Annotated in this window: 12 protein-coding genes; 7 read left to right on the forward strand and 5 right to left on the reverse strand. The window is 61.0% G+C overall.

What is annotated here, in order from left to right; translation table 11 throughout:
- Positions 1 to 48: 48 nt before the first annotated feature.
- On the forward strand, positions 49 to 453 hold the full coding sequence (locus Q8X48_RS11115; protein ID WP_007942704.1) for an acyl-CoA thioesterase: 405 nt from the start codon (positions 49 to 51) through the stop codon (positions 451 to 453).
- A 68-nt stretch (positions 454 to 521) separates the two neighbouring features.
- A complete protein-coding gene (locus Q8X48_RS11120; RefSeq protein ID WP_407800756.1) occupies positions 522 to 1,421 on the forward strand; it encodes a D-hexose-6-phosphate mutarotase in 900 nt (299 codons plus the stop codon).
- Positions 1,422 to 1,483: 62 nt separating this feature from the next.
- Here the strand turns inward: Q8X48_RS11120 and Q8X48_RS11125 are convergent, their stop codons facing one another.
- The 5 genes from Q8X48_RS11125 to Q8X48_RS11145 form a co-directional block, all read right to left on the reverse strand.
- On the reverse strand, positions 1,484 to 2,020 hold the full coding sequence (locus Q8X48_RS11125; RefSeq protein WP_407800755.1) for a DUF3299 domain-containing protein: 537 nt from the start codon (positions 2,018 to 2,020) through the stop codon (positions 1,484 to 1,486).
- A gap of 87 nt (positions 2,021 to 2,107) precedes the next feature.
- Positions 2,108 to 2,353 carry a GlsB/YeaQ/YmgE family stress response membrane protein gene (locus tag Q8X48_RS11130; protein WP_095964360.1) on the reverse strand — a complete coding sequence of 82 codons (246 nt, stop codon included), beginning with the start codon at positions 2,351 to 2,353 and terminating at the stop codon, positions 2,108 to 2,110.
- 101 nt (positions 2,354 to 2,454) lie between these two features.
- Positions 2,455 to 3,537 (reverse strand): 5-(carboxyamino)imidazole ribonucleotide synthase, encoded by a 1,083-nt coding sequence (locus tag Q8X48_RS11135; RefSeq protein WP_095964361.1) that lies wholly within the window; start codon positions 3,535 to 3,537, stop codon positions 2,455 to 2,457.
- A gap of 11 nt (positions 3,538 to 3,548) precedes the next feature.
- Positions 3,549 to 4,040, reverse strand: coding sequence for a 5-(carboxyamino)imidazole ribonucleotide mutase (purE, locus tag Q8X48_RS11140; RefSeq protein WP_007971731.1), 492 nt, complete (start codon positions 4,038 to 4,040; stop codon positions 3,549 to 3,551).
- Between the two features lie 332 nt (positions 4,041 to 4,372).
- Positions 4,373 to 5,290, reverse strand: a complete 918-nt coding sequence (locus tag Q8X48_RS11145; protein ID WP_102673733.1) for a LysR substrate-binding domain-containing protein — start codon at positions 5,288 to 5,290, stop codon at positions 4,373 to 4,375.
- A 180-nt stretch (positions 5,291 to 5,470) separates the two neighbouring features.
- Between Q8X48_RS11145 and aspA the strand changes: the two genes are divergently transcribed.
- From aspA to Q8X48_RS11170, 5 genes are all read left to right on the forward strand, one after another.
- Positions 5,471 to 6,895, forward strand: coding sequence for an aspartate ammonia-lyase (gene aspA, locus Q8X48_RS11150; RefSeq protein ID WP_003229645.1), 1,425 nt, complete (start codon positions 5,471 to 5,473; stop codon positions 6,893 to 6,895).
- Positions 6,896 to 7,425: 530 nt separating this feature from the next.
- Positions 7,426 to 8,874: an alanine/glycine:cation symporter family protein gene (locus Q8X48_RS11155; RefSeq protein ID WP_015097402.1), complete on the forward strand. Its 1,449-nt coding sequence runs from the start codon at positions 7,426 to 7,428 to the stop codon at positions 8,872 to 8,874.
- A gap of 139 nt (positions 8,875 to 9,013) precedes the next feature.
- Positions 9,014 to 10,018: an asparaginase gene (locus Q8X48_RS11160; protein ID WP_407800753.1), complete on the forward strand. Its 1,005-nt coding sequence runs from the start codon at positions 9,014 to 9,016 to the stop codon at positions 10,016 to 10,018.
- Positions 10,019 to 10,178: 160 nt separating this feature from the next.
- Positions 10,179 to 11,177 (forward strand): AraC family transcriptional regulator, encoded by a 999-nt coding sequence (locus tag Q8X48_RS11165; protein WP_407800752.1) that lies wholly within the window; start codon positions 10,179 to 10,181, stop codon positions 11,175 to 11,177.
- Between the two features lie 262 nt (positions 11,178 to 11,439).
- Complete coding sequence (locus tag Q8X48_RS11170; RefSeq protein ID WP_407800751.1) at positions 11,440 to 12,471, forward strand: histone deacetylase family protein; 1,032 nt, start codon at positions 11,440 to 11,442, stop codon at positions 12,469 to 12,471.
- Positions 12,472 to 12,482 lie beyond the last annotated feature (11 nt).

Here is a 12,482-nt window from a genome sequence, read left to right on the forward strand (position 1 = left end):
ACCACCAGCAATACCAACGAAGAGTCACGGGTCAGAGGCACCCCCGGCATGATAGAGCTCGAACAAGAAGATCCGATCCCGCAAGGCGACCTGGCCCTGCAAATCACCGCGCTCCCTCGCGAAACCAACGGCTTTGGCGACATTTTCGGCGGCTGGCTGGTGGCGCAGATGGATTTGGCAGGCACTGCGATGGCCAGCAAGGTCGCTGGCGGGCGCGTTGCCACCGTTGCAATCGACCGCATGGCATTTCTGGTTCCGGTGGCGGTGGGCGCTCAGCTTTCCTTTTATACCCAGGCCCTGGAAATCGGCCGCAGCTCGATCAAGATGATGGTCGAGGTCTGGAGCGACGATCCACTGTCCAGCGAGTGGCGTAAAGTAACCGAAGCGGTGTTTGTGTTCGTTGCCATCGACGGCAGCGGTCGTACCCGCTCGGTTCCGCCCAGGGCTCGATAAAGAGTTTCTAAACCTGGTAGCCGTTTTGCGGTCGATAGTCGTCCACGTTACTGATCGAGAGCTGTCCCATGAGCACGCCCAATGTTGAAGCCGTAAAACTGGATGAACTGAACTGCTGGCGCATCCGCCACGGTCAGGCCGAATTACTGGTGGCCCAGCAAGGTGCGCACATCCTCAGCTATCAGCTGGCCGGCCAGCCGCCGCTGATCTGGCTCAACGACGAGGCCGTATTCAAGACCGGCAAGAGCATCCGCGCCGGCATACCGGTGTGCTGGCCGTGGTTCGGTAACTTTGCGCGCAACCCGCAAAGCGTGCAGGCGATGCGCATCAGTAATGAAGCGCCATCGGCTCACGGCTTCGTGCGAGCGATGGATTGGGAACTGGGTGGCATCGAAGCCGAAGGCGAAAGCCTGAAGGTCGAATTCCTGCTGCCCTACCCCGAAGGCGGCTTTCCTGGCTGGCCGCACCAGGTGGATTTGACCATGACCATTCGCCTCGATGAGCAATTGCACATCCAGCTGACCAGCCACAACCGGGGCACTGATACCGTCAGCATCAGCCAGGCGCTGCACAGCTACTTTGCCGTCAGCGATGTGCGTGATGTGCGCGTCGAAGGTGTGGACGGCCTCAACTACATCGAAACCCTGGATAACTGGAAAACCGTCACCCAGACCGGTGATCTGCATTTTACCGGCGAGACCGACCGCATCTACCTCGACGCCCCGCCACAGTTGAGCATCGTCGATCCAGCCTGGGAACGGCGCATCGTACTGACCAGCAGCGGATCGCGCACGGCAGTGATCTGGAACCCGTGGATCGACCGCGCCGCTGCGTTCAGCGACATGGCCGACGACGGCTGGCAGCGCATGCTGTGCATCGAGACGGCGAACGTGATGGGCGATGTGGTGACGCTCGCAGCAGGTGCTAGCCACACCTTGGGTGTCAGCATCGGTAGCAAACCGCTTTAAGATCAAAAGATCGCAGCCTCTGTAGGAGCTGCCGCAGGCTGCGATCTTTTTGCTTCACCCGATTACAGATCCGACTCCTGCACCACCCTCACCTTCGCCGCATCCAGCGCATAAGCCGCATCCGCCAGGTCATTGCTGACCTTCTCGATCTTCAGCGTACCGGTCACCCACAGCGGCGTGTAGATATCATCCAGCTTCAAGCCCTTGGGATAACGCACCAGCACCAGTTGATTGGGTGGCGGTGGCGGCACATGAATGCAGGCACCCGGGTACGGCACCAGGAAGAACAACGTACTGCGGCCTTGGGCGTCGGACTCCAGAGGCACCGGATAACCACCAATGCGGATGCTCTTGTCGTTCATCGAAGCAACGGTCTTGGTCGAGTACATCACTGCCGGCAAGCCTTTGGCCTGCTTCATCCCGCCCTTGTCGGTGAAGGTACCATTGGCTTCAGGGGAATTGTGGTCGATTTCGGGCATGGCCTCGAGGGCCTTCTGGTCCGACTTGGGCATCAATTCGAGCCAGTCGGTCTCCGGCAGTTCGCCGGCATGGGCAAGGCCCGTACCCAGTAAAACAAGAGTCAGTAAAAGACGGCGCATGAAGGTGCTCGGCAAAGGGAAGAACAGGAAACGCCGAACATTCTAGCCCTCCCGACCGGCTTGGCGGAGAGGGCTTTATCGTCTGGATCAGTTCTTTTTGATCAGCCCGTAGACCACCAGCAACACAACGGCGCCCACCAGCGCCCCAATGAAGCCTGCACCTTGGCCAGCCTGATAGATACCCAGGGCTTGGCCGCCATAGGTGGCCGCCAGCGAACCGCCGATACCGAGCAGGATCGTCATGATCCAGCCCATGCTGTCATCGCCCGGTTTCAGGAACCGAGCCAGCAGACCGACGATCAAGCCGATAAAGATGGTTCCGATAATTCCCATGGCATTTCCCTCTGATTAATTGGCTATAGCCTAGCCAGACTTTGGCATCCTGCCATGAGAGAACGGCGGCCCCTGAATGGTTCCGCCGCTGCCACATGAAACTATTCGGCGATGAGCGCTTCGACCTTGAGGATCTGCGCAGCCAGCGTCTCGCGGTCTGCACAACGCAGGTTGGCGTGCCCGACCTTGCGGCCGACCTTGAACGCCTTGCCATAGTGATGCAGATGGCAGTCGGCGATGGTCAGGACTTTCTCGGTCTCTGGCACTTTGCCGATGAAGTTGAGCATCGCGCTTTCGCCGACTTTGGCCGTCGAACCCAACGGCAGACCGGCAACGGCCCGCAAGTGGTTTTCGAACTGGCTGCACTCGGCGCCTTCGGTGGTCCAGTGCCCGGAATTGTGCACGCGCGGGGCGATTTCGTTGGCCTTGAGACCACCGTCGACTTCGAAGAACTCGAACGCCATCACGCCGACGTAATCCAGCTGCTTGAGCACACGGCTGGAGTAGTCTTCGGCCAGGGCTTGCAACGGGTGATCGGTGCTGGCCACGGACAGCTTGAGGATGCCGCTTTCGTGGGTGTTGTGTACCAGCGGGTAGAAGCGGGTTTCACCGTCGCGGGCACGCACGGCGATCAAGGAGACTTCACCGGTGAACGGCACGAAGCCTTCCAGCAGGCAGGCCACGCTGCCCAGCTCGGCGAAGGTGCCGACCACATCTTCAGGGGTGCGCAGGACCTTCTGACCCTTGCCGTCGTAACCCAGGGTACGGGTCTTGAGCACCGCCGGCAGGCCGATGGAGGCCACAGCGGCGTCCAGGTCGGCCTGGGACTGGATGTCGGCGAACGCCGGGGTAGGAATCCCCAGGTCCTTGAACATGCTCTTCTCGAACCAGCGGTCGCGGGCGATGCGCAAGGCTTCGGCGCTCGGGTAGACCGGGACGAATTGCGAGAGGAACGCGACGGTTTCCGCCGGAACGCTTTCGAACTCGAAAGTCACCAGATCGACTTCATCGGCCAGCTGGCGCAGGTGATCCTGATCGCCGTAGTCGGCTCGCAGGTGTTCGCCCAACGCGGCTGCGCAAGCATCCGGCGCCGGGTCCAGGAAAGCGAAGTTCATGCCCAGCGGAGTGCCCGCCAACGCCAACATGCGACCCAACTGGCCGCCACCGATTACACCGATCTTCATCGTCAACAACCTCAGGCGATGCGTGGGTCTGGATTTTCCAGGACGCTGTCTGTCTGCTCAGCACGGAAGGTTTTCAGCACCGCATGGAACTGCGGGTGCTTGGCGCCAAGGATACTCGCCGACAGCAGCGCTGCGTTGATCGCACCGGCCTTGCCGATAGCCAGGGTGGCAACCGGAATGCCTGCTGGCATCTGCACAATGGAGAGCAGCGAATCAACGCCCGAAAGCATTGCGGACTGAACGGGTACGCCCAGCACTGGCAAGTGGGTCTTGGCTGCACACATGCCTGGCAAGTGGGCCGCGCCACCGGCACCGGCGATGATCACCTCGATGCCCCGTGCTTCGGCCTCTTCGGCGTACTGGAACAGCAGGTCCGGGGTGCGGTGGGCAGAAACCACTTTCACCTCGTAAGGGATGCCGAGCTTTTCCAGCATATCGGCGGTGTGGCTAAGGGTGGACCAATCGGACTTGGAGCCCATGATCACGCCAACCAGTGCACTCATCGTCGTGCCTCTTCTCTCTGGGCGCCCGCAGGCGCATCAAAAAACAACAAGCCACGCAGGATGCGTGGCTTGATTGTACGAATTATGGCCAGTCGTAACCGGCCGAAGGCCGCGCAGTATACCTCAATGAAGCCAATAAACAGCCCCCGTTGCGACCATCTGTCATCTGCCGCAAAGCCCCGATTTTATTGACTTGAAGGTCAATGGAATACACCTCGAATTTCCTGTGGGAGCGGGCTTGCTCGCGAAAGCGGTGGTTCAATCAACATCGATGTTGAATGTACCAGCCTCTTCGCGAGCAAGCCCGCTCCCACATTGGGGTTTCATGGTATTCAGGAACCGGTCGTGCCCTGCGCCGCGCCACCTTCGAGTTTGCGCCAGAGCAACCGCACGTTGGCCTTGCGTACCAACGCACAGCGATACAGGCGAATTTCCAGCGGCACATGCCATTGCGGGCCGCCGCAGACCACCAGTTCACCGCGCGCCAGTTCTGCTCGCACGCTGAGCTGCGGCACCCAGGCAATGCCCAGGCCTTCCAGGGCCATGCTTTTCAGGCTGTCGGCCATGGCGGTTTCGTAGATCGTGGTGAAGCGCAGCGCCCGTTGGCGCAGCAGCATGTTCACCGAACGGCCGAGAAATGCCCCGGCACTATAAGCCAGCAGCGGTACGCTGGCCTCGCCCTCCAGATCGAACAGCGGTTTGCCGTCGGCGTCCGCCGCGCAAACCGGCAGCATTTCGGTGTGGCCAAGGTGCAGGGAGGGGAAGATTTCCGGGTCCATTTGCATTGCCGCGTCCGGATCATAGAAGGCCAGCATCAGATCGCAACCGCCTTCGCGCAAGGCATGCACCGCGTCGCCGACGTTCGTCGCCACCAGTCGCGTGGCGATGTTCAAGCCTTCGTTGCGCAACTGCGCAATCCACCGCGGAAAGAAACCGAGCGCCAACGAGTGTGCGGCCGCCACCTGCATCACTTCGCCCTGCCCGCCTTCCAGATGATGCAGATGGCGCAATACTTCGCCGAGTTGCTCGACCACGGTGCGTGCCGTGACCAGAAACAATTGTCCCGCCGCCGTCAGTTCGATCGGCGTGCGCGAGCGATTGACCAAGGTCAGCCCCAGCGCCGCCTCCAGGCTGCGGATTCGCCGGCTGAACGCCGGTTGCGTCACGAAGCGCCGTTCGGCTGCCTGGGAGAAGCTGCGGGTGGCAGCCAGGGCACTAAAGTCCTCCAGCCATTTGCTTTCCAGATTCATCACGTCCTCCCGGACACGCACCAATTTAGGTCACACGCTCGCCGTCAAGCCGGCGTCACACGGGCATTATGCCGAATGTGCATAGGCTAGTGTTTAACAGCATTGGCCCAAAATCCTGCACAAGCCTAGCATTCACAGCGTTCCGGCACAGCCCGGGTCCATATTGAGATGATTTCTATCATGTCCTCCGCTGCATCATTCCGCACAGAAAATGACCTGCTTGGCGCCCTCGAAGTACCGGCTCAAGCGTATTACGGTATCCAGACCCTGCGAGCGGTGAATAACTTCCGCCTTTCGGGCGTTCCGATTTCGCACTACCCGAAACTGGTTGTCGGTCTGGCCATGGTCAAACAGGCCGCTGCTGACGCCAACCGTGAGCTGGGTCACCTGAGCGAAGCCAAGCACGCTGCCATCAGCGAAGCCTGTGCACGTCTGATCCGCGGCGACTTCCACGAAGAGTTCGTGGTGGACATGATTCAAGGCGGCGCTGGCACTTCGACCAACATGAATGCCAACGAAGTGATCGCCAACATCGCGCTGGAGGCCATGGGTCACCAGAAAGGCGAATACCAGTACCTGCACCCGAACGACGACGTGAACATGGCGCAGTCGACCAACGACGCCTACCCGACGGCGATCCGTCTGGGTCTGTTGCTCGGTCACGACGCCCTGCTCGCCAGCCTCGACAGCCTGATTCAGGCGTTCGCGGCCAAGGGTGAAGAATTCAACCACGTCCTGAAGATGGGTCGTACCCAACTGCAAGACGCCGTACCGATGACCCTGGGTCAAGAGTTCCGTGCTTTCGCCACCACCATGGGCGAAGACCTGGCCCGTCTGAAGACACTGGCCCCGGAACTGCTGACTGAAGTGAACCTGGGCGGCACCGCGATCGGCACCGGCATCAACGCCGACCCGCGCTATCAGGCCTTGGCTGTACAGCGCTTGGCCCTGATCAGCGGTCAGCCGCTGGTTCCGGCCGCCGACCTGATCGAAGCCACCTCCGACATGGGCGCCTTCGTGCTGTTCTCCGGCATGCTCAAGCGTACTGCGGTCAAGCTGTCGAAGATCTGCAACGACCTGCGCCTGCTGTCCAGCGGCCCACGCACCGGCATCAACGAAATCAACCTGCCAGCGCGTCAGCCAGGCAGCTCGATCATGCCCGGTAAGGTCAACCCGGTTATTCCGGAAGCCGTTAACCAGGTGGCCTTCCAGGTCATCGGTAACGATCTGGCGCTGACCATGGCGGCCGAAGGCGGCCAGCTGCAACTGAACGTGATGGAACCGCTGATCGCCTTCAAGATCCTCGATTCGATCCGCCTGCTGCAACGCGCCATGGACATGCTGCGCGAGCACTGCATCGTCGGCATCACCGCCAACGAAGCACGCTGCCGTGAACTGGTCGAGCACTCGATCGGCCTGGTCACCGCGCTGAACCCGTACATCGGCTACAAAAACGCCACCCGCATCGCCCGTATCGCCCTCGAAAGCGGCCGCGGCGTGCTGGAACTGGTGCGCGAAGAAGGTCTGCTCGACGAAGCCATGCTCGCCGACATCCTGCGCCCGGAAAACATGATTGCTCCGCGTCTGGTGCCCCTGAAGGCCTAACCCGACGCGTTACTTGTAGCACCGCTCACCAGGTCGAGGGACTAGACACCTCTCACCTTTTGAGGGCTTGGAGATCATTCTCCAGGCCCTTTTTTTTAACTGTTTGCCAGTGAAAACCGTATGTCTGGGGACTGACCAATGTGGGAGCGGGCTTGCTCGCGAAGGCGGCGGCACATTCAACAATGATGTGTCTGATACACCGCTTTCGCGAGCAGGCCCGCTCCCACCCAGAGCAGCTCCCACATAGCCTGACAGCAAAAATGTCAGGTGTTTCAAGGGCTTCGTTTCACCGCATGCACCACAACCGTGCAGACGGACGGCACTGTCATCGGTATAGTGCCGCCCCTCTTCGCGTGAGCGGTCGTCGGTAGCGAGACCACAACCCATGCGAAACCCGAACTAATAACAAACCCGCGATATGAAACCGGGACGAACTTCGAACCGACCGTTGTGCCGTGCGCCCACCGGTGTAACTCGATGTGTCTGCCCGGCAAGCATTTGCCAACACAAAAAACAGCGAGGAATAATCCATGCTCGAAGTCATTAACGACTTCCTCTCAGGGAAAGTACTGATCGTGCTCATTGTCGGGCTCGGTAGCTACTTCACGATCCGCTCGCGTTTCGTTCAATTGCGTCACTTCTTCCACATGTTCGCGGTGTTCCGCGACAGCCTCAAAAGCAGCGCCGGGCAACTCAGTTCATTCCAGGCCCTGATGCTCAGCCTCGCCGGCCGCGTCGGTGCGGGCAACATTGCCGGTGTCGGCATTGCCGTGACACTCGGCGGGCCTGGCGCGGTGTTCTGGATGTGGGTGACCGCACTGGTCGGCATGTCCAGCAGCTTCTTCGAATGTTCCCTCGGTCAGCTGTACAAGCGCACTGACTCCGACGGCACCTTCCGGGGCGGCCCGTCCTACTACATCCAGCACGGTCTGCAGAAGCGCTGGCTGGGCATGCTCATGGCGTTCCTGTTGCTGGTGACGTTCGGCTTCGCCTTCAACGGCCTGCAAGCACACGCCGTGACCCATTCGCTGAACAACGCGTTCGGCCTCGATACCACTTACACCGGCATCGGTCTGGCCGTGCTGCTGGGTCTGGTGTTCATCGGCGGGATCAAGCGTATCGCCAAGGTTGCCGACCTGTTGGTGCCGGTGAAAACCCTGGTGTATATCGGCGTGACCATCTACGTGATCGTGCTGCAGTTCGACCAGGTACCGGGCATGCTGATCACTATCGTCAAGAGCGCCTTCGGTCTGGACCAGGCCTTCGGCGGCCTGATCGGCAGCGCCATCGTCATGGGTGTGAAACGTGGTGTGTTCGCCAACGAAGCAGGCCTGGGCAGCGCGCCGAACGTGGCGGCTGTGGCGGCGGTCGAGCACCCGGTGGCGCAAGGCGTGGTTCAAGCGTTCAGCGTGTTCCTCGACACCTTCGTGATCTGCACCTGCACCGCGCTGCTGATCCTGCTTTCGGGTTTCTACACCCCGGGCTTCGAAGGCGACGGCATTGCCCTGACCCAGAACTCGCTGGCCGCCGTGGTTGGTGACTGGGGTCGGATGTTCATCTCCGTGGCCCTGGCGTTGTTCGTATTCACCTCGATCCTCTACAACTACTACCTGGGCGAGAACAACCTGCGCTTTCTGATCGGTGAAAACCGCAAGGCGCTAATGGGCTATCGCGCGCTGGTACTGGTGCTGATCTTCTGGGGCGCCATCGAAAACCTCGGTACCGTATTTGCCTTCGCCGACATCACCATGACCATGCTGGCGTTCGTCAACCTGATCGCGCTGTTCCTGCTGTTCAAGGTCGGCATGCGCATCCTGCGTGACTACGATGACCAGCGCGCCGCTGGCATCAAGACGCCGGTGTTCGACTCCGCGAAGTTCCCGGACCTGGATCTGGATCGCCAGGCATGGCCGGCCAACCCGCCGGCCGCCGCTCAGAATCAGGCTGAGCCGCAAGGCGTGACCGCAGCGCAACGCTGATCGGTTAAAGTGCACAATCCCTTGTGGGAGCGAGCCTGCTCGCGAATGCGGACTGACATTCGAAATTGATGTCGACTGATACACCGCTTTCGCGAGCAAGCTCGCTCCCACAGGAACTCACCGTTCTCGGAGCACCTCCATGAATTCGTCGACCTACCCTGCCGCCCAGCACGTCATGGTGCTCTACACCGGCGGTACCATTGGCATGCAAGCCAGCGCCAACGGCCTTGCGCCGGCGTCCGGTTTTGAAGCGCGGATGCGCGAATGCCTGCACAGCCAGCCCGAACTTGTCGTGCCGCAGTGGCGTTTTCGCGAGATGTCGCCGCTGATCGACAGCGCCAACATGACCCCGGCGTACTGGCAGCAGTTGCGTGAAGCGGTGGTCGATGCGGTGGATGTTCAGGGCTGCGACAGCGTGCTGATCCTGCATGGCACCGACACGCTGGCCTATAGTGCCGCCGCCATGAACTTCCAGTTGCTCGGCCTGCATGCCCGCGTGTGTTTTACCGGTTCCATGCTGCCGGCCGGTGTCACCGATAGCGACGCCTGGGAGAACCTCGGCGGCGCGCTGGTTGCACTGGGTCAGGGCCTCGCGCCGGGTGTGCATCTGTACTTCCACGGCGAACTGCTGGACCCGACCCGGTGCGCCAAGGTTCGCAGTTTTGGCCGTCATCCGTTCAAGCGCCTGGAGCGACAGGGCGGTGGTGTGAAAGCCTCTTCGCTGCCAACAGCGTTGAACTACAACCAGGCAAAACAACTGGCGAAGGTTGCGGTGTTGCCGCTGTTCCCTGGCATCGCTGCCGAGATCCTCGATGGCCTGCTCGACAGCGGCATTCAAGGCCTGGTGCTGGAGTGCTACGGCAGCGGCACCGGGCCGAGCGACAACCCGGAGTTCCTCGCCAGCCTCGGCCGTGCTCGGGATAACGGCGTGGTAGTGGTCGCTGTGACGCAATGCCACGAAGGCGGGGTTGAACTGGACGTCTATGAGGCCGGCAGTCGCTTGCGCGGTGTCGGTGTGCTGTCCGGTGGCGGCATGACCCGTGAGGCGGCGTTCGGCAAGTTGCATGGGTTGTTGGGGGCGGGGCTTGAAACGGACGAAGTCCGTCGGCTTGTCGAACTCGACCTTTGCGGCGAACTGAGCTGACAAAACACAAAACCTGTGGGAGCGGGCTTGCTCGCGAAGACGACGGCACATCCAGCATTGATGTGACAGGCCGACCGCTTTCGCGAGCAAGCCCGCTCCCACAGGGGTTGTCGGCACACAACTTGCTCCGCATTCCAGCATCCCAAGGCTGGAAGTCCTCATGCTCCACTCCCACCTCACCACCCTCAATGCCGTCTCCCTGGTGCTCGATGCCTTCAAGGCACAAGGCTTGTCCAGCGAAGCGCTACTGGCCGGCAGCGGCATCAGTGCGGCGGATCTGAACCGGGCCGACACGCGCATCACCACCAATCAAGAAATGCAGGTCTGTGCCAACGCCGTTGCCCTCAAGCGCGACATCGGCCTGGAACTGGGTCGGCGGATGCACGTTTCCTGCTACGGCATGCTCGGTTACGCCCTGCTCACCAGTGCCACCTTCGGTGACGCATTGCGGCTGGCGATACGCTATCCGGCGCTGCTGGGAACACTTTTCGAGCTGAGCCTGGAGGACGACGGCGAGCGCATCTGGTTCGCCGCCGCCGATTATCGCGAGAGCCCGGCCATGGCAGTGTTCAACGCCGAGTTCTGCCTCGTATCGCTGAAAGTCACCTGCGACGACCTGCTTGGCCATCCCCTGCCCTTGCTCGGCGCACGCTTCGAACATGCCGCGCCCGACTACGAGCCGAGCTACGCCGAACACTTCAACTGTCCGCTGGATTTCGGCGCGCGCAACAATGCCTTCGCCTTCGACAAGCGCTGGCTCGACCAGCCGTTGCCGCTGGCCGATGTCATCACCCATCAAGCCATGGCCGAGCGCTGCCGCAAACAGAACATCGAGTTCACCGGGCGTCAGGCATGGCTCGGGCGGATCCGCCAATTGCTCAGCGCGCAATTGAATGCGGCGCCGGGGCTGGAGGGCCTGGCCGAGCAGATGAATTGCTCGGCGCGGACCTTGCGTCGGCATCTCAAGGACATGGGCTGCAGCTATCAGGAGTTGCTCGACGAACTGCGCTTCGAGCAGGCCAAGCAAATGCTGTGTGAGGATCAATTGCCGATCTACCAGATTGCCGAGGCGCTGGGCTTCAGCGAGACCGCGAGTTTTCGCCATGCGTTCGTGCGCTGGAGTGGTGTGGCGCCCAGCCAGTTTCGGCCACACGGATAACCCTGTGGGAGCGGGCTTGCCCGCGAAGAGGCCGGTACAACCGATACATCTCCATTGGCTGAAACACCGCTTTCGCGGGCAAGCCCGCTCCCACAGGTTTAGCATTTCATGCACTCACCCGGAACTCAGCCATGAGCAAGGGGCGAATTTCGGTCAAATGTTTTGGCCATATCGATCCCCTTTTGGCCTTTCCTGCCGTTCTCCGAAATCGTCCGTGCCGCAAGACTGTGTTCAACCGAATCAGCCTGCGGAGAACAACAAAATGCTGACGATCTACTCGAACGATCACCACCTGCACCACGGCCGTTGTGAATTGATAGACGGACAACTCAAGCCCTGCTTCGAAATGCCTTCGCGTGCCGACCACGTGCTGGCACGGGTGCAAAATCAAAATCTCGGCCCTGTCGAAGCGCCGAAGGATTTCGGCCTCGGACCGATCGAACGCATTCACAGCCGCGACTACCTCGACTTCTTCAAGGGCGCCTGGGCACGCTGGACCGAGTTCAACACCGACGGTGACTTGCTGCCTTACACCTGGCCAGCCCGTACCCTGCGCCGGATCAAACCCGCCAGCCTGCATGGCGAACTCGGTTACTACAGCTTCGATGGCGGTGCCCCGATCACCGCCGGTACCTGGCAGGCGGCGTATAGCGCAGCGCAAGTCGCCCTCACCGCCCAGGCGGAACTCCAGCGCGGCGCCCGTTCGGCCTTCGCCCTGTGCCGCCCACCGGGACACCACGCCGCCAGCGATTTGATGGGGGGTTATTGCTACCTCAACAACGCCGCCATCGCCGCCCAAGCCTTCCTCGATCAGGGCCACAAAAAGGTCGCGATCCTCGACGTCGATTACCACCATGGCAACGGCACGCAGTCGATCTTCTACGAACGCAGCGACGTGCTGTTCACCTCGATCCATGGCCACCCGGAAGCCGAGTTTCCGTTCTTCCTCGGCTATGAAGACGAATTGGGCGAAGGCCCCGGCGAGGGCTTCAACTTCAACTATCCTCTGGCCGCAGGTTCAGGCTGGGACACCTGGAGCGCGGCGCTGGAACAGGCCTGCAAAGAGATCGAAAGCTACGGCGCCGACATCGTCGTGGTCTCCCTGGGAGTCGACACGTTCAAGGACGATCCGATCTCGCAATTCAAACTCGACAGCCCGGATTACCTGGCCATGGGCAAGCGCATTGCGGCTCTCGGCAAACCAACGCTGTTCGTGATGGAAGGCGGCTACGCGGTAGAAGAAATCGGCATCAACGCCGTGAACGTTCTCGAAGGTTTCGAAAGCGCTCAATGAGGATTAGAACA

This window comes from Pseudomonas sp. QLc11A (assembly GCF_052112305.1).
Taxonomy (GTDB): Bacteria; Pseudomonadota; Gammaproteobacteria; order Pseudomonadales; family Pseudomonadaceae; genus Aquipseudomonas; species Aquipseudomonas laurylsulfatiphila.